The 22875-nt window shown below is 64.3% G+C and carries 14 protein-coding genes and 3 tRNA genes; 8 read left to right on the forward strand and 9 right to left on the reverse strand.

What is annotated here, in order from left to right:
• Window positions 1-122: 122 nt before the first annotated feature.
• Window positions 123-2267 carry a M3 family metallopeptidase gene (locus ACY65G_RS19405; protein WP_464998936.1) on the forward strand — a complete coding sequence of 715 codons (2145 nt, stop codon included), beginning with the start codon at window positions 123-125 and terminating at the stop codon, window positions 2265-2267.
• Window positions 2267-4408 (forward strand): M3 family metallopeptidase, encoded by a 2142-nt coding sequence (locus ACY65G_RS19410; protein WP_464998937.1) that lies wholly within the window; start codon window positions 2267-2269, stop codon window positions 4406-4408. The genes ACY65G_RS19405 and ACY65G_RS19410 overlap by 1 nt, the downstream gene beginning before the upstream one ends.
• 57 nt (window positions 4409-4465) lie before the next feature.
• On the opposite strand, the gene ACY65G_RS19415 is transcribed toward ACY65G_RS19410, so the two are convergent.
• Together ACY65G_RS19415 and ACY65G_RS19420 are read right to left on the reverse strand one after the other, a co-directional pair.
• Window positions 4466-5419, reverse strand: a complete 954-nt coding sequence (locus tag ACY65G_RS19415) for a PEP-CTERM sorting domain-containing protein (protein WP_464998938.1) — start codon at window positions 5417-5419, stop codon at window positions 4466-4468.
• A 100-nt stretch (window positions 5420-5519) separates the two neighbouring features.
• A complete protein-coding gene (locus ACY65G_RS19420) occupies window positions 5520-7202 on the reverse strand; it encodes an alkaline phosphatase D family protein (RefSeq protein WP_464998939.1) in 1683 nt (560 codons plus the stop codon).
• Window positions 7203-7367: 165 nt separating this feature from the next.
• Here ACY65G_RS19420 and ACY65G_RS19425 point away from each other — a divergent pair, with 165 nt between their 5' ends.
• The gene (locus ACY65G_RS19425) at window positions 7368-7652 is read left to right on the forward strand and encodes a DUF4404 family protein (RefSeq protein ID WP_464998940.1); all 285 of its coding nucleotides are present in this window, start codon (window positions 7368-7370) and stop codon (window positions 7650-7652) included.
• Window positions 7653-7757: 105 nt separating this feature from the next.
• Here the strand turns inward: ACY65G_RS19425 and ACY65G_RS19430 are convergent, their stop codons facing one another.
• Window positions 7758-8270: a DUF1269 domain-containing protein gene (locus ACY65G_RS19430; RefSeq protein ID WP_464998941.1), complete on the reverse strand. Its 513-nt coding sequence runs from the start codon at window positions 8268-8270 to the stop codon at window positions 7758-7760.
• 185 nt (window positions 8271-8455) lie between these two features.
• Here ACY65G_RS19430 and ACY65G_RS19435 point away from each other — a divergent pair, with 185 nt between their 5' ends.
• From ACY65G_RS19435 to ahpF, 4 genes are all read left to right on the forward strand, one after another.
• The gene (locus tag ACY65G_RS19435) at window positions 8456-10771 is read left to right on the forward strand and encodes a YgiQ family radical SAM protein (RefSeq protein WP_464998942.1); all 2316 of its coding nucleotides are present in this window, start codon (window positions 8456-8458) and stop codon (window positions 10769-10771) included.
• Window positions 10772-11014: 243 nt separating this feature from the next.
• Window positions 11015-13822, forward strand: a complete 2808-nt coding sequence (locus ACY65G_RS19440; RefSeq protein WP_464998943.1) for an EAL domain-containing protein — start codon at window positions 11015-11017, stop codon at window positions 13820-13822.
• A gap of 349 nt (window positions 13823-14171) precedes the next feature.
• The gene (ahpC, locus tag ACY65G_RS19445; RefSeq protein ID WP_130187113.1) at window positions 14172-14735 is read left to right on the forward strand and encodes an alkyl hydroperoxide reductase subunit C; all 564 of its coding nucleotides are present in this window, start codon (window positions 14172-14174) and stop codon (window positions 14733-14735) included.
• Window positions 14736-14944: 209 nt separating this feature from the next.
• Complete coding sequence (ahpF, locus tag ACY65G_RS19450) at window positions 14945-16537, forward strand: alkyl hydroperoxide reductase subunit F (RefSeq protein ID WP_464998944.1); 1593 nt, start codon at window positions 14945-14947, stop codon at window positions 16535-16537.
• Between the two features lie 469 nt (window positions 16538-17006).
• On the opposite strand, the gene ACY65G_RS19455 is transcribed toward ahpF, so the two are convergent.
• The 5 genes from ACY65G_RS19455 to ACY65G_RS19475 form a co-directional block, all read right to left on the reverse strand.
• Complete coding sequence (locus ACY65G_RS19455) at window positions 17007-18122, reverse strand: AI-2E family transporter (RefSeq protein ID WP_464998945.1); 1116 nt, start codon at window positions 18120-18122, stop codon at window positions 17007-17009.
• Complete coding sequence (locus tag ACY65G_RS19460) at window positions 18122-18607, reverse strand: cyclic nucleotide-binding domain-containing protein (protein ID WP_130187116.1); 486 nt, start codon at window positions 18605-18607, stop codon at window positions 18122-18124. The genes ACY65G_RS19455 and ACY65G_RS19460 overlap by 1 nt, the downstream gene beginning before the upstream one ends.
• Before the next feature lie 587 nt (window positions 18608-19194).
• Window positions 19195-19271 (reverse strand) — tRNA-Asp (locus ACY65G_RS19465).
• Window positions 19272-19345: 74 nt separating this feature from the next.
• Window positions 19346-19422 (reverse strand) — tRNA-Asp (locus ACY65G_RS19470).
• A gap of 20 nt (window positions 19423-19442) precedes the next feature.
• Window positions 19443-19518: transfer RNA gene (locus tag ACY65G_RS19475), tRNA-Val, on the reverse strand.
• A gap of 171 nt (window positions 19519-19689) precedes the next feature.
• Here ACY65G_RS19475 and ACY65G_RS19480 point away from each other — a divergent pair.
• Complete coding sequence (locus tag ACY65G_RS19480) at window positions 19690-20967, forward strand: MFS transporter (RefSeq protein WP_464998946.1); 1278 nt, start codon at window positions 19690-19692, stop codon at window positions 20965-20967.
• A 154-nt stretch (window positions 20968-21121) separates the two neighbouring features.
• On the opposite strand, the gene ACY65G_RS19485 is transcribed toward ACY65G_RS19480, so the two are convergent.
• Window positions 21122-22873, reverse strand: a complete 1752-nt coding sequence (locus ACY65G_RS19485) for a methyl-accepting chemotaxis protein (RefSeq protein ID WP_464998947.1) — start codon at window positions 22871-22873, stop codon at window positions 21122-21124.
• Between the last annotated feature and the right edge of the window lie 2 nt (window positions 22874-22875).

Below are 22875 nucleotides of genomic sequence, written 5' to 3' on the forward strand. Positions count from 1 at the left end.
ACGATGACTGTGTGAAATAGCCCTGTTATTATCTTGCATTCATGCTTGCCACCGGGCAGGCGTTCCCTGACAGGGAGCCGGCGACGATCTCGCCGGCTCCCGATGGTTGATCGAAAGACGATATGACCCCACCACGTATGCTCGTTCTCGCCGCCAGCCTGGCGCTGGCCTCCCTCTCCGCGGCGCACGCGGCACCCGACGCACCCACTGCTTCCGCCCAGGCGACCTCGCTGAATCCCTTGCTGAAACCCAGCCCGCTGCCGCTGCACTATCCGGCGTTCGACCAGATCCGCAACGAGCACTTCCTGCCCGCGTTCCAGGCGGGCATGGCCGAGCAGTTGAAGGAAATCGACCGCATCGCCGGCAACAAGGCGGCCCCCACATTCGAGAACACGATCGTGGCGATGGAAAAGAGCGGCCAGCTGCTGCACCGCGTGCACAGCACGTTCTCGAACCTGGTGGGCGCGAACACGAACGACACGCTCGATGCCGTCGACCGCGAAATGTCGCCGAAACTGGCCGCGCACAGCGATGCGATCCACCTGAACCCGCAGCTGTTCAAGCGCGTCGACACGCTGTACGCGCAGCGCGGCAAGCTGGGCCTGGACGCCGAATCGAAATATCTGATCGAGCGCTATCATGAGGACTTCGTGCTGGCCGGCGCGAAGCTGTCGGCGCAGGACAAGGAAAAGCTGAAACGCCTGAACGGCGAGATCGCCACGTTGCAGACGACGTTTACGCAGAACGTGCTGAAGGAAATCAACGCTTCCGCACTCGTGGTCGACACGCGCGAGGAACTGGCGGGCATGCCGGAGGCGGCGATCAATGCCGCCGCCAAGGCCGCCGAAGAAAAGGGCCACAAGGGTAAATACCTGCTGGCGCTGCAGAACACCACCGGCCAGGCGCAACTGGCCGAGCTGACGAATCCGCAGGTGCGTGCGCGCCTGATGGCGGCATCGCTGGCGCGCGGCAGCCGCGGCGGCGAGTTCGACAACCGCGAAGTCGTCAAGAAACTGGCCCGCCTGCGCGCCGAACAGGCCCGCCTGCTGGGCTATGAGAACTTTGCCGCCTATTCGCTGGCGAACCAGACGGCCAAGAACACGGCCAACGTGAACAAGCTGCTGGCCGAGCTGGCGAAACCGGCCGTCGACAACGCGCGCCGCGAAGGCGCCGACCTGGCGGCGATCGCCGGCACGCCCATCACCGCCGCGGACTGGGATTTCTATACCGATAAAGTGCGTGCCCAGCGCTTTGCCTTCGACGAAAAGCAGCTCAAGCCCTATTTCGAGCTGAACAGCGTGCTGGTCAACGGCGTGTTTCATGCGGCCACGAAGCTGTACGGCATCACGTTCAAGGAGCGCAAGGACTTGCCCGTGTATGACCCGGACGTGCGCGTGTTCGACGTGATCGATGCCGACGGCAAGCCGCTGGCGATCTTCCTGGCCGACCTGTATGCCCGCCCGAACAAGCAGGGCGGCGCGTGGATGAACGAGTACGTGTCGCAATCGTCGCTGCTGGGCGAAAAGCCGGTGGTGGGCAACCACCAGAGCATTCCCAAGCCGCCGGCCGGCGAACCCACGCTGCTGACGTTCGATGAAGTGACGACCCTGTTCCACGAATTCGGCCATGCGCTGCACGGCATGTTCTCGAACGTGAAGTACCCGCGCTTCTCCGGCACCAGCGTGCCGCGCGACTTCGTCGAATACCCGTCGCAGGTCAACGAGATGTGGGCCGTGTGGCCGGAAATCCTGGCCAACTACGCGAAGCACCACCAGACCGGCGCGCCGATGCCGAAGGAACTGCTCGACAAGATCACCGCATCGCGCAAGTTCAACAAGGGCTTCGCCACCACCGAATACCTGGCCGCCTCGCTGCTGGACCAGAAATGGCACCAGTTGCAGCCCAACCAGGTGCCGGACGACGTGCTGGCGTTCGAAGCGGCCGCGCTGAAGGACGCCGGCGTCGACTACGCCCTGGTCCCGCCGCGCTACCGCACCACCTATTTCTCGCACAGCTTCTCCGGCGGTTACTCGGCCGGCTACTACGCCTACCTGTGGGCCGAGAAGCTCGATGCCGAAAGCGTATTGTGGTTCAAGGAAAACGGCGGCCTGCTGCGCAAGAACGGCGACTGGTTCCGCAAGACGCTGCTGTCGCGCGGCGGTACCGCCGATGCGATGGAACTGTTCCGTAACTTCCGCGGCCGCGATGCCGCCATCGAGCCGCTGCTGGAACGCCGCGGCCTGAATGTCCAGCCTTCGAAGGAATAATGTTGAAATATCCGAAATTGATCGCTTCTTCCACATTTTTGGCCGCGAGCCTCGCGGTCGCCGGCCTGGCCCAGGCCGCGCTGCCTGCCGCGAACCCGTTCGCCGCACCGAGCCCGCTGCCGCTGCATTACCCGCCGTTCGACAAGATCGGCGACGCCGATTACGCGCCGGCGTTCGACGAAGGCATGAAGGAGCAGGCCGCCGAGATCGAACGAATCGCCAACAACAAGGCCGCGCCCACGTTCGAGAACACGATCGTGGCGATGGAGCGCACCGGCCGCCTGCTCAATCGCGTGTCGACCGTGTTCTACAGCCTGAACGGCGCGAACACGAACGACACGCTGCAGGCGCTGGACCGTACGCTGGCCCCGAAGCTGGCCGCCCACAGCGACGCGATGCTGCTGAACGCGAAAATGTACGCGCGCATCAAGGCGCTGTACGACAAGCGCGACAAGCTGAAACTCGATCCGGAATCGAAGTACCTGCTCGAGCGCTACCACACCGACTACGTGCGCGCCGGCGCGAAACTGTCGGCGGCGGACAAGGAAAAGCTCAAGGCGTACAACGCGAAACTGGCCGGACTGCAGACCGCGTTTGCCCAGAACGTGCTGAAGGAAATGAACGCTTCCGCGCTGGTCGTCGACACGAAGGAAGAGCTGGACGGCATGTCCGATGCGGCCATCGCCAAGGCGGCCAATGACGCGAAAGCGCGCGGGCTGGAAGGCAAGTACGCGATCCCGGTCGTGAACACCACCGGCCAGGCGCCGCTGTCGGTGCTGAAGAACCGCACCACGCGCGAGCGCCTGCTGGCCGCGTCGATGGCGCGCGGCAGCCGCGGCGGCGACTTCGACAACCGCGACCTGGTGCTGCAACTGGCGAAACTGCGCGCCGAACGGGCCGCGCTGCTGGGCTACGCCAGCCATGCCGCCTACCACCTGGAAGACCAGACGGCCAAGGACACCACGGCCGTGAATGCGCTGCTGGCCGAATTCGCCCAGCCGGCGGTGCGCAACGCGCGCCGCGAAGCGGCCGATATCCAGAAGGTGATCGACGCTGAGCAGAAAGATAAGGACGGAGGCGGGTTCCAGGTGGCGGCGCACGACTGGCAGTTCTACGCGGACAAGGTCAGCAAGGAGCGCTATGCCTTCGACCAGAACGAGCTGAAACCGTATTTCGAGTTGAACAGCGTGCTGGAAAACGGCGTGTTCTTTGCCGCAAACAAGGTGTTCGGGCTGACGTTCAAGGAACGCAAGGACCTGCCCGTGTACCAGGCGGACGTGCGTGTGTGGGACGTGTTCGATGCCGACGGCAAGCAGCTGGCCATCTTCATCGGCGACTTCTACGCCCGCGGCAACAAGCGCGGCGGCGCATGGATGAATGCCTACGTGGGCCAGAACAAGCTGCTCGGCACGCAGCCGGTGGTGGCCAACCACCTGAACATTCCCAAGCCGGCCAACGGCGAACCCACGCTGCTCACGTACGACGAAGTGCGCACGGCATTCCATGAATTCGGCCACGCGCTGCATGGCATGTTCTCGAACGTGCAATATCCGCGCTTCTCGGGCACCCGCGTGCCGCGCGACTTCGTGGAGTTCCCGTCGCAGGTCAACGAGATGTGGGCCACCTGGCCGGACATCCTGAATAACTACGCCCGGCACTACCAGAGCGGCGCGCCGATGCCGAAGGAATTGCTCGACAAGGTGCTGGCCGCGCAGAAGTTCAACGAAGGCCACCGCACCACCGAGTACCTCGCCGCCGCGATCCTCGACCAGAAATGGCACCAGCTGCCGGCTGGCCAGGTGCCCGCCGACGTGCTGGCGTTCGAAGCGCAAAGCCTGAAGGATGCCGGCGTCGACTTCGCCCCGGTCCCGCCGCGCTACCGCACCACGTACTTCTCGCACGTGTTCTCCGGCGGCTATTCGGCCGGCTACTACGGCTACCTGTGGGCCGAAAAGCTCGACGCCGATACCGTGAACTGGTTCAAGGAGAACGGCGGCCTGTCGCGCAAGAACGGCGACTGGTTCCGCCAGAAGCTGCTGTCGAAAGGCGGCACGATGGATGCGATGCAGATGTTCCGCGAGTTCCGCGGCCGCGACGCCAAGGTCGAGCCGCTGCTGGAACGGCGCGGCCTGAACGACTGACGCATGAAAAAACCGCGCAATTGCGCGGTTTTTTTTTGCAACGGACGTGCCTTGCAGTCAGCTCGGGCGTGCAACCTTGCCGCGCCGGCGCGCGATACCCACGACGGCCAGGCCGGCTAACAGCAGCATGGCCACTTGCGGTTCTGGCACGGCGGAAACATACTGCGCCACGAACATCTGCTCGCCGATGCCCAGGGTACCCAGCGGGTTCAGATCCTTGTCGAAGATGCCGGGGGCCAGCGTTCGGCTACCCACGATCAACTGGCCGTCTTCAGTCAGCAGCAGGTCGTCCCCGTACCAGTAGCCCGCCTTGGCTTCCAGGGCACCGGTCGCACCGTCGAACCGCATCAGCTGGAAGAAATTGTCGCTATAGCCCAGCATCGACACATAGATGTCGTCATTGACCGCATCGTACTCGAGCCCGCGCGCGTCGACGATGAATCCATCGAGCGCGACGCTGCGCACGATCGCGCCTTGCGACGTGATTTCATTGAGGCCGTAGGCGGACAATACCAGCAGGTTGCCCGACGCCAGCGATTTGACGTCGAACACCTGGTTGTTTTCGTAGATGACCGTGCCGGTCTTGCTGCCGGCAGTGAACGCGGTCAGCTGGTTGCTGCCCGCGACGAAGAAATTGCCGTCGTTGCCGAAGGCGATCTTGCCGTAGGACAGGTTACCGCCGACATAGCTCGAACCCGAGTAAGTGGCCTGCACGGTGCCGTTGCTGTCCAGCGCCGTCACGCCGAAGCCTTCAGTTGTCGTCGTGACCGCATACAGCCAGCCTTCCTTGCCGAACGCCAGCCCCTTGACGTTACTGCCGTATTCGGACGGGAGCGAAATGGAGTCCAGGTACTTCCCGTTCGAATCGTAGTGCTGGATCGAATTATCCCAGAACATCGAGTTAAACGACGAAAACAGGTCGCCGGAAGACCACGGCGCGGCGTGGCCCGGCACCGCGACCAGCGCCGCCAGCGCACATGCCATCCCTTTCAACATTGAACCAATACGCATGACAACCCCTTGTAGTTTTGTGGATGGTCATTATTACAATTGATGAGCAGGATGGCAACGTGTGTTGACTTTGATGATGGTGGTGTTGCTTCGGATGTCGTTACCCCGCCACGATCTTCCGGTTCGTCGCGCCCGGCAGCATGCGCAGCACCTTGCCGACCGATGCCGAATACGTCTTCGACTTGATGGTGTCGACATAGCGGTACTCGGCGCGGGTTTCGGTAGGCGTCACCGTCAGCACCACGAAGCCGCGCGAGGCTGTTTCGGCGTATTGCAACGGGCCGATCAGCTGTTCCATGCCGGCGGCCACCGTGGCCGGGGCGGCGGTGGGGAAATAGCCCTCGAAGCCCGGCGAGGTGACGGATGGCACGCCGAATTCCACGCCGACCGCCTGGCCGTTCGCATCGGCCAGGTCGCTGGCCCAGGCGTTGTGCGTGTCGCCGGCCAGCACGACAAGGTTCTTGTCCAGCGTGCGTGCCATGTTCAGCACCGTCTCGCGCGCGGCAGCGTAGCCGTCCCACGCGTCAAGGTTGTAGGGGACGGGCGCGGCGGCGAGCTGCTGGCGTTCCGTTTCGGAGAGCGCCACGCCGGCCTGCACCTTGGCGGCGATGGCGAAGTAGGCCGCGTAGCCCACGGTGCCCAGCACCATCGGTGCCGGCAGCAGCATCCGCGCCATCAGCACCTGCTGGCCGAGGATTTGCCAGGTCGCCGTCGATTTCGACAACTGGCCCTGCAGCCACGCGGTCTGCTCGGTGCCCATCAGCTGGCGCGCCGGATTCGTCACGTCCGCCGTGAACGCGGCGCTGTCGAAGTTGCGGTCGGCGCCCACGTAGCCGGCATAGGCCAGCTGCTTGTCGCGGCCGATCACGCGCGTATCGAGCATGTGCAGCGACAGCAGGTTGCCGAAGTCGAACGAGCGGTAGATGCGTTCGGGCCTTGCCGCGTCCGGCTGGCGGATCGGCATCCACTCGTGGTAGGCCTGGATCGCCATCTGGCGCCGCGCGGCCCACAGGCCCTCGGTGGCCGGGTCGTGGTTTTCCGCGCCGTCGCGCCACGTGTCGTTGGTCAGCTCATGGTCGTCCCACACGGTGATGAAGGGCATCTGCGCGTGCACGGCCTGCAGGTCCGGATCGGTGCGGTATTGCTGGTAGCGGCGGCGGTAATCGGTGAGCGTGATGATCTCGGTGGCCGGCTGCGACACGCGGCCCATCGCGGCGGCGTTCTGCGACGCGTAACCGCCGGCCGCGTATTCGTAGATGTAGTCGCCCAGGTGCAGCCCCACGTCGATGTCGTCGAACTTCGCCGCATCGCCGTACACATTGAAATAGCCGGCCGGGTAGTTCGAGCAGCTGAACACGGCGAAACGCGCCTGCGTCACCGATCCGGTCGGCAACGTCTTCGTGCGGCCCACCGGCGAATCGACGCCCTGGCAGCGGAAGCGATAATAATAGCGGCGGTTGGCGGACAGGCCCGTCGCATCCACCTTCACCGTGAAATCACGGGCCGCGCCGGTGCGCGCGGTGCCGGACGCCACGACCTTCGCGAAGTCGCTGTCTTCCGCCACGGTCCAGCCCACGTCCACATCGTCCGCGCCGGAAGCCGCCGAGATCCGCGTCCACAGGATCACGCGGTCGGCCAGCGGATCGCCGCTGGCCACGCCATGCGCATAGGTGATGCCCTCATGGGACGGATCGTCGTCGCCGCCGCAGGCACTCAGCGGGATGGCGGACAGGGCAATGGAGAAATTGCGGATGAACTTGCGACGTGCATTCGATTGGGTCATGGATGGCCGTTGCCGAAAGTGAAAGACGGCGCATCTTAATTTGGCAACATTACCCTCTCATGACATGCATGGTGCATGGGGGTGTGTACGGCTGAGCCGATGGTGTAGCGGCGGAAGAGCGAAACAGTGTATAAGTTCGCATCAGCGTCATTCGAGGAGATAGGCATGGACAACAACCTGAAGGCATCGCTGCGCGAAGTGCATGCGGCCCTGGCGAGCGGGGCACCGGTGGACGAGGAGTTGCAGGATTTGCTGCGCCAGCTCGACGGCGATATCGAGCGCGTGCTGGAACAGCGCGCGGCGGACGGCGCCGTCAGCGACGAAGGCACCATCACGTACGGCCTGGCCGAGCGCACCCAGGAAATTTCGGCGAAGTTCGCGGCCAGGCATCCGGCGCTCGAGCCCACGCTGCGCGAGCTCGGCCGTATCCTGGGCAATATGGGAATTTGACGGGATTGCCCGGATTGCCGGGATGGATGGGATGGATGGGATAGACGGCTTCACGAAATAAACCCGGCCCATTGCGCAGGGGGCGCAATGGGCCGGCAGGCAGCTTCAGGGAAACGCCACCATGGGCGGTTCTTCGCCGCCAAAGTTGAAGTCGGGGTGCCGCTCGGCGATCATCGCTTCGACTTCGCGCACGCGCCGCACGGGCACGTCCACGATCATCAGCACCTGCCCCTGCTGCACGCGGTCCGTGAACTGTTCCAGGCGCTTGTTCGGGATCGCGCAACCGTTCATGCCGGAAGCCCAGGCGCCGAACAGCGCGCCGCCCAGGGCCATCAGCAGGATCGTAGCCGTTCGCATCGTCAATCCTTCCGGGGGCATCAGCACGAGGATGATGCCGGCCACGAGGCCGACGATGCCGCCGATCAGCGTGCCCACCTGCGCACCGTGGACCAGATCGGTTTTCAACATGAAATTGCAGCCGGGCATATCGTCCGGCAAGGCGCCCTCGCGGGCCAGGAAACGGATGTGCCGCTCCTCGATGCGTGCCAGCAGGAGTTCATCGAGCATCGCACGTGCGGATGGCATGTCGGGCAGCATGTAGTAGAGACGTCTTCGCATATTTTTCCTCCTCCTCACTGCTCCTTTCGTTATAGGCCGCTATGGGCGCATTGCAATGGCGCCCCGGATACTTTCCCGGTAATTCCCTCTCTTGCAACACAAGTTATTGAATAATAAAAGCTTTTTCGGCTTGAAATAATGGCGTGGTGCGCGCTGCGGCACGCTTTTTGGTACAATCCCGCCTTATGAATGCCCCCATGAACCTCTTCGCGACCGTGCCCAAGCGGTCTGCCCGCGCCCCTGTTGCGCCTTTCCTGCCCATGACCCGCGCCGAAATGGACAAGCTGGGCTGGGATGAGTGCGACATCATCCTCGTCACGGGCGACGCCTATATCGACCACCCCAGCTTCGGCATGGCCCTGGTTGGCCGGCTGCTGGAAGCCCAGGGGTTCCGGGTGGGCATCATCAGCCAGCCGGACTGGCAATCGGCCGATGCGTTCCGCGCATTGGGCAAGCCGCGCCTGTATTTCGGCATCACGGCCGGCAACATGGATTCGATGGTGAACCGCTACACGTCCGACCGCAAGATCCGTTCGGACGATGCGTACACGCCGAATGGCGAGCCAAACAAGCGCCCTGACCGTGCGGTGAGCGTGTATGCGCACCGCGCCCGCGAAGCGTTTCCCGGCACGCCGGTGATCATCGGCAGCATCGAGGCTTCGCTGCGCCGCATCGCCCACTACGACTACTGGTCGGACAAGGTGCGCAAGTCGGTGCTCATCGATTCGAAAGCCGACCTGCTGATCTTCGGTAACGCCGAGCGTGCGCTGGTGGACCTCACGCACCGCATGGCGAAGGGCGAGGACATCAAGTCGATCAAGGACCTGCGCGGTACCGCATTCCTGGTGCCGCAGGGCTGGCTGCCGTCCGAAGAGTGGGGCGTGCACAACTCGACCCGCGTGGACGTGCCCGGCAGGATCGACGCGCATCCCGATCCGTATGCGATGGCCAAGGAAGACAAGGAAGCATGCGCGACCGAGAATGCCGCTCCCGAACCCACCGTCAAGCCGATCCGCATCATGAGCCGCGAAGAACGCCAGGCCATGGCGAAGGAAAAGCACAACCGCACCGTGGTGCGGCTGCCGTCGTACGACACCGTGAGCACCGACCCGGTGATGTACGCGCACGCGTCGCGCGTGTTCCACCTGGAGTCGAATCCCGGCAACGCCCGCGCGCTGGTCCAGCAGCACGGCGACCGCGACGTGTGGATCAACCCGCCGCCGCTGCCGCTGGCGATGGACGAGATGGACGGCGTGTACGACATGCACTATGCCCGCGCGCCGCACCCGGCCTACGGCAATGCCCGCATCCCCGCCTGGGAAATGATCCGCTTCTCCGTGAACATCATGCGCGGCTGCTTCGGCGGCTGCACGTTCTGCTCGATCACGGAACACGAAGGCCGCATCATCCAGAGCCGCTCGGAACCGTCGATCCTGCGCGAGATCGAGCACATCCGCGACAAGACCAAGGGCTTCACGGGCACCATTTCCGACCTGGGCGGCCCCACGGCGAACATGTACCGCCTCGCCTGCAAGGAAAAGACGATCGAGGAATCGTGCCGCCGCCTGTCGTGCGTGTATCCGTCGATCTGCTCCAACCTGGGCACCGACCACAGCAAGCTGATCCAGCTGTACCGCAAGGCGCGTGCCATTCCCGGCGTGAAGAAGATCCTGATCGGGTCCGGCCTGCGCTACGACCTGGCCGTGCGCTCGCCTGAATACGTGAAAGAACTCGTCACGCACCACGTGGGCGGGCTGCTGAAGATCGCGCCGGAGCACACGGAAACGAACGTGCTGTCGAAGATGATGAAGCCGGGCATCGGCGCCTACGACGAATTCAAGGCGATGTTCGAGAAGTTCTCGCTCGAAGCGGGCAAGAAGCAGTACCTGATCCCGTATTTCATCGCCGCCCACCCCGGCACGTCGGACGAGGACATGCTGAACCTGGCGCTGTGGCTGAAGAAAAACAACTTCCGCCTCGACCAGGTGCAGACGTTCATGCCCACGCCGATGGCGATGGCCACCACCATGTACCACAGCCGCCGCAACCCGCTGAAGAAAGTGACCGACACGTCGGAAGTGGTGGAAACGCCGCGCACGGCCAAGGTGCGCAAGGCGCACAAGGCATTCCTGCGCTACTACGACCCGGCCAACTGGCCGATCCTGCGCGAGACGCTGAAGGCGATGGGCCGTGGCGACCTGATCGGCAATGGCGAGAAGCACCTGATCCCGGCATGGACGCCGGGCGAGGAAAACATGACGGCGGCACCGGAAGGCAAGCGCGCCATGCCCACGCTGGCACCGGGTGCGCAGCGTGGCGCCCGGCCGGGCCAGCCGGGCGCCGGCCGCGCCGCCGCACCGCGTGGCGGCCGCCCGAATGCGCTCACCGGTTCGATGACGGCGCGCGAAACCGTCGAAACGAAGGCGCGGCCGTCGATCCTCGACACCATCAAGGTCAAGCCGAAGGCCGCCGCGAAGCCGGCACCCAAGGGCCGCCGCTAGGGAACCACCCACCAGGGTCGTCGTAAAGTAGTCGGAGTGTAGTCTCCCGCCCGGCCGGCTGGCAGTTCCGACAACTTGTTGTCGGCTCGACCAGCCGGCCGCCCCAATTGCGGCGCGGATGCCACACCTGTGCCATCGCGCGCTTGCTCAGCCATGGAGGGCGCGGTCAACGGCGTTACAATCGGGCAGTCCAGCGGCCACGGGCCGTCCCTTGAATGTAGTGCGCCTGTACTGCGATCGCCCGTGTTCTCCGCCCTCATCCTGCTCCTTCCTGCCCGTCGCGCCTGTGCCAGCCTGCTGCTGGCGCTGGGGGGCGTCACGCTGGGTTTCGCCACGCCCGCCGTGCAGGCCGAGGACCGGGTGGTGCTCCAGCTGAAGCATACCCACCAGTTCCAGTTCGCCGGCTATTACGCGGCGGTGGAAAAAGGCTATTACCGCGATGCGGGGCTGGACGTGCAGATCGTCGAAGGCAGCGATGGCGAAGCGCCGCTGCGCGAGGTGCTGGCCGGGCGCGCCGAGTACGGCACCGGCAGCAGTTCCCTGCTGCTGGCGCGGCTGTCCGGCAAACCCGTGGTCGTGCTCGGCGTGATCTTCCAGCATTCGCCGTATGCGTTGGCGATGCGCCAGCAGGGCACCAAGCCCGATATCCGCCGCCTGGCCGGCAAGCGTGTGATGCTGGGGCCGCTGTCGGCACCGCTGAACCATGCCGATGAACTGTCCGCCTACCTGAAGCGTGAAGGGGTCTTGCCGGACCAGCTGCAGCGCCTGGAGCATACCTACGATCCGGGTGACCTGATCAACGGCCGCGTCGAGGCCATGTCGATCCACACGACCAACGAAACGGATTACCTCGACCGCGCCGGCTTCCCGTATGACATCCACAGCCCGCGCGCCGCCGGCGTGGATTTCTATGGCGACAACCTGTTCACCAGCGAACATGAACTGAACGGCAACCCGGAGCGCGTAAAAGCGTTCCGCGCCGCCAGCCTGCGCGGCTGGCAATATGCGATGAGCCACCAGGAAGAAATCGCCGACCTGATCCTGGCAAAGTATTCGCGCCGGCACGACCGCCAGCACCTGCTCTACGAAGCGCGCCAGATGGTGCCGCTCGTGCAGCCGGTGCTGGTCGAGATCGGCTACATGAATCCCGAGCGCTGGGAGCACATCGCCGATGTCTATACCGATCTCGGCTTGCTGCCGAAGGACGTCACGTTCCATGGTTTCCTGTACAACGACGAGCCGGGCACCAACCTGGCCTGGTTGTACCGCATCGGCGGTGCGGCGGCGGCGCTGCTGCTGCTGGGGGCCGCGATCCACTTTGCCCTGCTGGCGCGTGAACGGCGCCGCTCCGCCGATGCGATCCGCGCCGGCGAGGAACGCTTCCGCACGATGTTCGAAGCCTCGCCGATGGGCATTGCGCTGATCGATGGCGTCAGCGGCGCCTTTTCCGACGTCAATCCGCGCTATCGCGAAATCGCCGGCCGCTCGGAAGATGCGTTCGCCTCGCACAGCTGGCTCGATTTCGTGCACCCCGACGACGTGGCCGGGTGGTCGCTGCAAATGGCGCGCCTGGCGGCCGGTGAAGTGCCGGAACTGAGCACCACGCTGCGCCTGGTGCGTTCGGACGGCTCGATCGTGTGGGTGGAAGCTGCCGTGGTGCCGCTGCAGGCCGGCGCGCAGCTCAAGCTGTGCATGATCGAGGATGTCACCGACAAGAAAAAGAGCGAGGCACTGATCTGGCAGCAGGCCAATTTCGATCCGCTCACGCAGTTGCCGAACCGCCGCATGTTCCTCGACCGGCTGCGCCACGACGTGGTCAAGAGCCGGCGCGACGGCAGCCGCATCGCGATCCTGTTCATCGACCTCGACCACTTCAAGGAAGTCAACGACACGCTGGGCCACGACCAGGGCGACGTGCTGCTCGTGGAGGCGGCGCGCCGCATCATCGGCTGCGTGCGCGAATCCGACACGGTGGCACGCCTGGGTGGCGACGAATTCACGGTGATCCTGACCGAGCTGCAGCTGACCGACCGGGTCGATGCGATCGCGCAGAACATCATCGACTGCCTGCTGGCGCCATTCCCGCTGGGCCAGGAACAGGCATTCATTTCCGCCAGCATCGGCATCACGCTGTACCCGGACGACGCGGCCAGCGTGGAAGACCTGCTCAAGCACGCCGACCAGGCGATGTATGCGGCGAAAGATGCCGGCCGCAACCGCTTCAGCTACTTCACGCCGGCGCTGCAGGTGGCGGCGCTGAACCGCATGCGCCTGACGAACGACCTGCGCAGCGCCATCAAGGGCGACCAGCTGAAACTGTATTTCCAGCCGATCGTGCACCTGAAAACGGGCCGCATCGTCAAGGCCGAGGCGCTGCTGCGCTGGCAGCACCCGCAGCGCGGCCTCGTCAGCCCGCTGGAATTCATTCCGCTGGCGGAAAGCTCGGGCCTGATCATCGACATCGGCCAGTGGGTGTTCAACGAATCGATCCGCTGGGTACAGCGCTGGCGCCGCGGCGTGCATCCGGAATTCCAGGTGAGCCTGAACCAGTCGCCGGTCGAATTCCAGCGCGAGGGCGGCAGCTACGACGTGTGGCTGCGCGCGCTGCGCCAGCTGGACGTGCCGGGCCAGGCCATCGTGGTCGAGATCACCGAAGGCCTGCTGCTCGATGCCAGCACGATGGTCACCGACAAGCTGCTGCAGCTGCGCGACGCGGGCATCCAGGTGGCGCTGGACGATTTCGGCACCGGCTATTCGTCGCTGTCGTACCTGAACAAGTTCGACATCGATTACCTGAAGATCGACCGCAGCTTCGTGCGCAACCTGGCGCCGGATTCGAGCGACATGGCGCTGTCCGAAGCCATCATCGTGATGGCCCACAAGCTGGGCCTGCACGTGATCGCCGAGGGCGTGGAAACGGCGCAGCAGCGCGACCTGCTGGCCGCTGCCGGCTGCGACTATGGCCAGGGCTACCTGTTCGACAAGCCGCTGCCGGCCGAGGAATTCGATGCGCTGCTGATCGAGAAGGCCGCGACGGTGATATCCGGCTGATCCGTCTCCAGCGCGGCGTCACGGCAAGGCTGGCCTTGAGCAGTGCGTCCACCACAAAGGTGCGCAGCCACGCGATATCGTCGGTATCCATGCAGCATCGCAAACGCCATGACGGGATCTTCATGAGCCAGTGAAGGTCCGCTGGCAGGCAGGGGCATGACCCTGCGCCGCGCCATTGCGCCCCTCCAGCCTTCACGATTTGACAGGAACGACGATAATACCGGGTCTCGTCAAGCCGTACCGATAGCTATACTCAATCGAAAGTATTGGCACAATCAATTTTTCATATTGACGAGATCTCGCTAAACTAGCATCTCATTGATTCACAACCCTCACGAGGAAAACGCAAATGTCTCTGATCAACACCCAAGTCAAACCGTTCAAGGCAACTGCTTACCACAATGGCAAGTTCGTTGATCTGACCGAAGAATCCCTGAAGGGCAAGTGGTCGGTATTCGTGTTCTACCCGGCCGACTTCACCTTCGTCTGCCCGACCGAACTGGAAGACCTGGCCGACAACTACGCAGAATTCTCGAAGCTGGGCGTGGAAGTGTACGGTATCTCCACCGACACCCACTTCGCGCACAAGGCATGGCACGACACGTCGGACGCCATCAAGAAAGTGAACTACCCGCTGATCGGCGACCCGACCGGCCTGCTGTCCCGTAACTTCCAGGTCATGATCGAAGAAGAAGGCCTGGCACTGCGCGGCACCTTCGTGATCAATCCGGAAGGCTTCATCAAGGTGCTGGAAGTCCATGACAACGGCATCGGCCGCGACGCATCGGAACTGCTGCGCAAAGTGAAGGCTGCCCAGTACGTTGCTTCCCACCCGGGCGAAGTGTGCCCGGCCAAGTGGTCCGAAGGCGCCGCAACCCTGACCCCGTCCCTGGACCTGGTCGGCAAGATCTAACTGGCTGGAACCTCGCCAAACCTACTGCGCGTTGCATTTTCGGTCTCCGGTACTCCGCAGCGGCGGACCGGCTGTACATTAAGTACAGCTCCGTTCCTCAACCGAAACTGCCGCCGCTCGCTACGGTTTTGCGAGGTCCTGAAAAGCTGGTTGAATAAAGTGGTAAATGCTGCCGGCGTGTGTCGGCAGCAAATCGAAAGGAAAATGTCATGCTGGATGCAAATCTCAAAACCCAACTGAAAGCCTATCTGGAAAAAGTGGTGCAGCCGATTGAGATCGTCGCATCGCTGGATGACTCCGCGAAAGCGCGGGAAATGAAGGAACTGCTCGCCGATATCGATGGCTTGAGCGACAAGATTACCCTGGTCGAGGACAACGCCGCCAACGTGCGCAAGCCGTCGTTCTCGATCAACCGTGCCGGCACCGACATTGGCGTGCGTTTCGCCGGCATCCCGATGGGCCATGAATTCACCTCGCTGGTGCTGGCCCTGCTGCAGGTGGGCGGCCACACGATCAAGCTCGACGAAGCCGTGATCGAACAGATCCGCAACCTGGAAGGCGATTTCGAATTCGAGACCTTCATCTCGCTGTCGTGCCATAACTGCCCGGAAGTGGTGCAGGCGCTGAACGCGATGTCGGTCATCAACCCGCGCATCAAGGTCACCACGATCGATGGCGGCGTGTTCCAGAAAGAAGTCGAAGAGCGCCAGATCATGGCGGTACCGATGATGTTCCTGAACGGCCAGCACTTCGGCCAGGGCCGCACGAACGTGGAAGAAATCCTCGCCAAGCTGGACACCAATGCCGGTGCCCGCCAGGCGGCTGAACTGAACAAGAAAGACGTGTTCGACGTGCTCGTCGTCGGCGGTGGCCCTGCCGGCGCGGCCTCGGCGATCTATGCGGCCCGCAAGGGTATCCAGACCGGCGTGCTGGCCGAGCGTTTCGGCGGCCAGGTGCTCGATACGCTGTCGATCGAGAACTTCATCTCGATCAAGGAAACCGACGGCCCGAAATTCGCCGTGGCGCTGGAGCAGCACGTCAAGGAATACGAAGTCGACATCATGAACACCCAGCGCGCCGTGAAACTGGTGCCGGGCAAACTGACCGAAGTGCATACCGCGACCGGTGCGGTGCTGAAAGCCAAGACCGTGATCCTGTCGACGGGTGCCCGCTGGCGCGAGATCAACGTGCCGGGCGAGAAGGAATACCGGAACCACGGCGTGGCGTACTGCCCGCACTGCGATGGCCCGCTGTTCAAGGGCAAGCGTGTGTCGGTGATCGGTGGCGGCAACTCCGGCGTGGAAGCGGCGATCGACCTGGCCGGCATCGTGCAGCACGTCACGCTGATCGAATTCGGCAATGAACTGCGTGCGGACGCGGTCCTGCAGCGCAAGCTGCGCTCGCTGCCGAACGTGAAGATCATCCTGTCGGCGCAGACGACCGAGATCCATGGCGACGGCAAGAAAGTGAACGGCCTGTCGTACAAGGACCGCAACACGAACGAGCTGCACCGCGTGGACCTGGAAGGCGTGTTCGTGCAGATCGGCCTGGTGCCGAACACGGAGTGGCTGAAGGGCACCGTGGCGCTGTCGAAGCATGGCGAGATCGAGATCGATGCCAAGGGCCAGACGTCGGTGCCGGGCGTGTTCGCCGCCGGCGACGTGACCACCGTGCCGTACAAGCAGATCGTGATCGCCGTGGGCGCCGGCGCAACGGCCGCGCTGTCCGCCTTCGACCACCTGATCCGCTCGGGTGACGATGAAGTGGAAGCCGAGCAGGCCGCCATCGCTGCTGTCGCGTAAGGCATCGCATCAGCCAACAAAAAAGGGAGCTTCGGCTCCCTTTTTTGTTGCCAGAAAACCGGTGTCTGGAAGGAGAGAAGGCTTGCAGGCCATCTCTGTTGCGCAGGCTTGGAGCACGCTCCAAGAAATCCCTGCTTCACCACCGGTTTTCTTGAAACATTTCCAAAGAACCGGTGTCTGTCACTAATGCCGTTCAGTTAAGGCGACGTGGGCTATATAAGTAGGCATTAGCATGCCTGGTGTCGGACATTTTTTCCGGGAGCTCCATCCGGAAAATGTGTCGGACACCGGTCTTCGCAGGATGTTGCCAATTTCCTCAGCGGAAAACCAGTCGGTCCGCCGCAGCGGTCCGACACCAAGAAGCCGGTGTCCGACACTAGTACGGCAGCGTCGCGGACTGCATCGAATTCCGTTAACTGAACGGCATTAGTGTCTGTCACCGGTTTTAACGTCACCGGTTTTAACGCAACTATTTGAGATCGATGCTGGCTTGCTTGACCCGCAGGGAGCGGGAGTAGCGGTGCCGGGCTTGCAGCCGGGCGTCGGTGATCAGCACGCCGATGGTTTCGCCGACCACCATCACCACGCCCAGCAGCGGCAGCACCAGCATCAGGCCGGTCACGCCGGCCAGCGCACCGCCCACGAACAGCATCACCACCGTGACCAGCGGGTGCATGCGCAAGCTGCGGCCCAGCGTCATCGGCATGAAGATGAAGTCGTCCAGCAGGCGGGCGATGATGAACACGAACATGGCGCTGTAGGCCGCGGCGTTGTTGTCCGGCGCATCGGCCGATGCCACCAGCACCACCAGCAGGCAGCCGGCGATCGAACCCACGTAAGGCACCCACGCCAGCATGGCGGCGATGAAGCCGAGCAGCAGCGGCGATGGCAGGCCGATCGCCCACAGGCCGAATGCCAGTACGACGGTGTCGATGGCGGTGAGCTTGAGCATGCCGTGGAAGTAGCGGCGCGCGGTCTGGTCGACTTCATGCAGCAGGAACAGCGTCTTCTCGAAGAAGGCGTTCGGCACGGCACGGGCCAGGAAGCGCTTGAAGCGGCGGCCGTCGCGCAGGAAGAAGAAGGCCAGGAACGGCGCCAGCAGCAGCGACGGTACCCAGGCGGCGGCCGTGACCAGCACGCCGCCCAGGTGGCGCTGGACGAATTCGCGCGAGTACTCGGCCAGGTTCAGGTTCACCGAATCGCCCAGGCGGGCCGGCCGCAGGAACGGGAACTGCCGTTCCAGCGCACCCAGCATGTTGCGCACGAAGCGCACGCCCGCGTCGAGATAGCGGGCCGGCATGTCCTGCCAGTCGGTCGCCGGCGTGGGAATCCACACGAAGGCCACGAGGACGGCAAGCAGCATGCTCAGCACGAACGCGGCGCCGACCAGCATGGCCGCCGTATTGCGCGTGAAGCCCATGCGCAGCAGGCGCTGGAACGGCGACAGCAGCACGTAATACAGGATGATCGCCAGAAGGAAGGGAATCGACAGCCACAACACGCGCTGCAGCAGGTACAGCAGCACGCAGGTCGCGGCGATGATGCCGCACCAGACGATGGGCCCGGACTGCTGCCGGTCGGCCATCACAGGACCTCGACGTGCGGCGAATCGATCGACATCCGCTCGCGCAGCCGGGCGCCGATATGGCGCGCCAGCGCCAGCGAGATCTTGTAGCCGATGACGGCATCCGTTTCCATCAGGCTCATGAAATCGGCGCGGAAGAAGACCGCCAGTTCGCAGTCGTCCCAGGCACGGGCCTGTGCGGTGCGGGGCGAGTTGTCCAGCAGCGCCAGGTCGCCGAAGAATGCGCCGGGCGACAGCTCGGTAATGATCTCGGGCATGCCGTTGATGTTGCGGTTGATTTGCACGTGGCCTGACGTGATCAGGTACAGCGCCTGGCCTTCCTCGCCCTCGTCGAAGATGATCTCGCCCGCCAGGTAGCGCCGTTCATGCATCAGGCCGTCCACGATCTTCAGTTCCAGCGGCGTCAGCGAGTTGAGGAGGACGGTTTCGCGCAGCCTGGCCAGGCGTGGCGATAGGGCGGGCGGCTTCAGAAAACCGAAAATCACGTAGGGCTCCAGGAAAGGGGTGGTTGCATTGTCATTGTCGCCGGTTTTGTAAGGGCGGTGGTGTTGCAGGACGCACACAGTGGTGAGAAAGCGGAAAAACGTGGCGAAGGGGATTTTCTGGGATGCTGCCTGTGCAGATGGGGGAGGGTTGCGGGTAGCGGGGGATTGCAGCGAGACGGAGGTGCGGAGCGGAGCGGGAGGGGTAGAGCGGAGGGGCGAAGCGGAGGGGCGAAGCGGGCGGAGGCAGCCGGAGAAATTTCAAGCGAAGCAGCGCTTCGCGCATGCCGTGCCTTTGCAAGGCACGGCGGAATAATGAGCTGGCAGTGAAAGCCCGGCGAGCCGGGCTGGTTTTCACTGGCAGCTGGCGGAGCGGACGGGGGTAAGGCAGGGGTTTCGCGAAGCACTGCTTCGCGCCTGCCGAACGACGCAGCCATGCAGGGCTGCGGCTCGCCGACATCCTGCCGGCCGCGAAATCGCTGGTAGGCGATTTCCTTCGATCCCCGCCGTGCTTCCCGCAGGGGAAGCACTCCGCTGCGCCAGCATCAGACGCAAAAAAGCCCGGGCAAGCCGGGCTTTTTTACTGATGCTGGCGGAGCGGACGGGGCTCGAACCCGCGACCCCCGGCGTGACAGGCCGGTATTCTAACCAACTGAACTACCGCTCCAATCAATTCCCGTAGAACGGCAACTGAAGAAACTGCAAGAAAAAAGCCCGCTGTTCGGGCTCTCTTCGAAATCCTGGCGGAGCGGACGGGGCTCGAACCCGCGACCCCCGGCGTGACAGGCCGGTATTCTAACCAACTGAACTACCGCTCCAGGTCTTCAACATCGATGTGTGGTGGGCGCTGAGAGGCTCGAACTCCCGACCTAATCCTTGTAAGGGATCCGCTCTACCAACTGAGCTAAGCGCCCTCATCATCACCTTCGATGCTTCGAACGTTTGTCACAACGTTCAGAAGAGGCCGTATTCTACTGCGCAGTTTTGAGATTTCGCAAGGACTTTCGCGAAAATATTTCCAGCCAGCCTCATCTCGTGGGGCACCGGCGATGCTACGCTGCGGTTTTTCCAGCCGGGGAGAACCGATGACCGCCAGCGCCACTGCGCTCGATGCACTGTACGGGCGCGTCAGCCGCCGCCTGCTGCCGTTCCTGTTCCTGTGCTACGTGGCCGCCTACCTGGACCGCGTCAACGTCGGCTTCGCCAAGCTGCAGATGCAGGCCGACCTCGCACTGTCCGACACGGTCTATGGCATCGGTGCCGGCATCTTCTTCCTCGGTTATTTCCTGTTCGAAGTGCCATCGAACCTGCTGATGGAACGGGTGGGCGCGCGGCGCTGGATCGCCCGCATCATGATCAGCTGGGGGCTGGTGTCGGCGGCCACGATGTTCGCCACCGGCCCTGTCAGCTTCTACGTGCTGCGCTTCCTGCTCGGGGTGGCCGAGGCAGGGTTCTTTCCGGGCGTGGTGCTGTACCTCACCTACTGGTATCCGGCGCATCGTCGCGCCCGCATCGTGGCGCTGTTCATGAGCGGCGTGGCCGTGGCCGGCGTGGTGGGCGGGCCGCTGTCCGGCGCGATCATGGCGGCGTTCGCCGGCCAGGCGGGGCTGCATGGCTGGCAGTGGCTGTTCCTGCTGGAAGGCATTCCGTCGGTCGCGCTGGGCATCTGGACGCTGTTCTACCTGGACGACGGCATCCGCGCCGCGCGCTGGCTGGGCGACGCCGACAAGGCCGTGCTGGAACGCGAGCTCGCCGTGGAAGCGGCGGCGAAGCAGCACCTGCCGCTGCGGCAGGTGTTCGCCAGCGGCACCGTATGGCTGCTCGCGCTGGTGTACTTCCTGTTCGTGATGGGACTGTATGGCGTGAGCTTCTGGCTGCCGCAACTGCTGAAGAACAGCGGCGTGCAGGACGTGTTCCACATCGGCCTGCTGACGGCGATCCCGTATGGCGTGGCGGCCGTCGTCATGGTGCTGGCGGCGCGCCATTCGGACCGCACCGGCGAGCGGCGCTGGCATGCCGCCATTGCCGGTTTCGCCGGCGCCGCCGGGCTGCTGGCGGCCACCGCATGGGCGGACGATACCGTGCTGGCGCTGGCCGCGCTGTCCCTCGCCACGGCCGGCATCCTGACCACGTTCCCCATTTTCTGGAGCCTGCCGACGGCGCTGCTGGGCGGCACCGCGGCGGCGGCGGGCATTGCGCTGATCAACTCGGTCGGCAACCTGGCCGGCTTCGCGAGCCCCTACCTCGTGGGCGCGATCCGCGATGCCACCGGCAGCACCGCCATCGGCATCTCGCTGCTCGCGGCCAGCCTGGTGCTGGGCGGCCTGCTCGTGCTGGCGCGCCGGCGATTGCCGGGCACATAAGCACATAAGCACAGAAGCGCATAAGCGCATAAGTACACAAGCGCCGCGCGCCTGCGTGGCGGCCACGCCGGCCTCCTGCGGCAACCGCCAATGGTTCAACGGCCGGTTCGATGCACCGCTCGCCGGCCGGGCAATGCCCGGCGCGGCGCCCCGATTAAAACTCTTCCCAGTCGTCGCCTTCGGGGGCCTTCTTGGCAGGCGTCGCCTTGGGCGTGCCCTTGCCGGCGCCCGCCCGCGCCTGCACCGGTGGCTTGCTGCCCAGCTTGGGATAAGGCGGGTGTGCCACGGCGGATGCCGGCGGGACCGTCGGCCGCACCGGGGACGAAACGGCGGGCGCGGGGAAGGCCGGCGCGACGGCGCGGTCGTCGATGCGGAATGTGGAGATCGCGGCCACCAGGCGCTGCGCCTGCTCGCGCATGCTGGCGGCGGCAGCGGCCGCTTCTTCGACCAGCGCGGCATTCTGCTGCGTGGCGGTATCCATCGTGGTGATCGTGGTGTTCACCTGGGCGATGCCGGAACTCTGCTCCTGGCTGGCGGACGCGATGTCGTTCATGATGTCCGCCACCTGCTGTACCGACGTCACGATACGGTCCATCGTGGTGCCGGCCTGGTCCACCAGGCGGCTGCCCGCGTCGACCTTGTCGACCGAATCGTTGATCAGTTCCTTGATCTCGCGCGCGGCGCTGGCCGAGCGCTGCGCCAGGTTGCGCACCTCCGATGCCACCACCGCGAAACCGCGGCCCTGTTCGCCGGCGCGCGCCGCTTCCACCGCGGCGTTCAGCGCCAGGATATTGGTCTGGAACGCGATGCCGTCGATGACGCCGATGATGTCGACGATCTTCGACGAGCTTTCCTTGATCGAGCCCATCGTTTCCACGACCTGGCTCACCACCTGGCCGCCTTCGTTCGCGTGGTTGGCGGCCGAGACCACCAGCTGGTTCGCCTGGCGCGCGTTTTCCGCGTTGGCCTGCACGGTGGACGTGAGTTCCTCCATCGACGATGCGGTTTCCTCGAGGCTGGCCGCTTGCTGCTCGGTGCGGTTGGACAGGTCCATGTTGCCGGAAGCGATCTCGGCCGCCGCGGTATTGATCGTGTCGGTGCTGTCGCGCACCGTGCGCACGGTGCCGGTCAGCGCCGCCGTCATGTCGCGCAGGGCGCCCAGCAGGCGGCCCATCTCGTCCTTGCGCGTGGTGACGATCTGCGCCGTCAGGTCGCCCGCCGCCACCGTTTCGGCGATCTGCACGGCTTCGCTGACGGGGCCGGTAACGGAGCGCGTGATCAGCCAGCCGATCACGGCCGACACGATCGTGGCCACCACCAGCAGCACGATCATCAGCGTGGTGGCCGATTTCGCCGCCGCCGTCGCCGCTTCGGCATCGTGCGTCATCAGGTCGCGCTGCTTTTTCAGCAGTTCGTCGAGGTGGCGGAAATACACCGTCTGCGCCGGGATTACACGGGCGAACATGGCTTGCACCGCACCTTCGCGGTCGCCGCCGCGGTATTGCGCGATCGCCTTGTCGAGCAGTTCCTTGTACGCGTAATACGCGGTGTTCTGCTGATCGAACACGGCGCGCACATCCGGTGTCAGGTCGGACTTCGCCATTTTCCCGGCCGAGACGCCGCCGGCTTCGTCCGCCTCGGCCATCTGGCGCAGGAATTCCTGCGTCTGCGCCGCGTCCGGCGTCAGCATCGCATTGCGCACCGCCTGCGCGCCCCGATTGACCTGGCTGCGCATGTCGTTGAGCAGCGTGACCTTGACATAGCGGTCATTCACGAGCTGGTCGGTTCGCGCGGCCACTTCCTGGATACGGCTGATGCCGACGAGCGACATGATGAACATGATGACGATGGCCACCGCGAAGCCGAGGGCGAGACGGGCGCCGATGCGCATGTTGGAGAGGTTCACGA

The organism is Pseudoduganella sp. jia 12 (assembly GCF_055502675.1).

Bases quoted from the DNA above. Each gene is read 5' to 3' on its own strand.
- ACY65G_RS19455 (WP_464998945.1), bottom strand. From the start codon at position 18,122: ATGGCCGACCGGCAGCAGTCCGGGCCCATCGTCTGGTGCGGCATCATC.
- ahpC (WP_130187113.1), top strand. From the start codon at position 14,172: ATGTCTCTGATCAACACCCAAGTCAAACCGTTCAAGGCAACTGCTTAC.
- ACY65G_RS19415 (WP_464998938.1), bottom strand. From the start codon at position 5,419: ATGCGTATTGGTTCAATGTTGAAAGGGATGGCATGTGCGCTGGCGGCG.
- ACY65G_RS19435 (WP_464998942.1), top strand. From the start codon at position 8,456: ATGAATGCCCCCATGAACCTCTTCGCGACCGTGCCCAAGCGGTCTGCC.
- ACY65G_RS19480 (WP_464998946.1), top strand. From the start codon at position 19,690: ATGACCGCCAGCGCCACTGCGCTCGATGCACTGTACGGGCGCGTCAGC.
- ACY65G_RS19410 (WP_464998937.1), top strand. From the start codon at position 2,267: ATGTTGAAATATCCGAAATTGATCGCTTCTTCCACATTTTTGGCCGCG.
- ACY65G_RS19425 (WP_464998940.1), top strand. From the start codon at position 7,368: ATGGACAACAACCTGAAGGCATCGCTGCGCGAAGTGCATGCGGCCCTG.
- ACY65G_RS19405 (WP_464998936.1), top strand. From the start codon at position 123: ATGACCCCACCACGTATGCTCGTTCTCGCCGCCAGCCTGGCGCTGGCC.
- ACY65G_RS19430 (WP_464998941.1), bottom strand. From the start codon at position 8,270: ATGCGAAGACGTCTCTACTACATGCTGCCCGACATGCCATCCGCACGT.
- ACY65G_RS19420 (WP_464998939.1), bottom strand. From the start codon at position 7,202: ATGACCCAATCGAATGCACGTCGCAAGTTCATCCGCAATTTCTCCATT.
- ahpF (WP_464998944.1), top strand. From the start codon at position 14,945: ATGCTGGATGCAAATCTCAAAACCCAACTGAAAGCCTATCTGGAAAAA.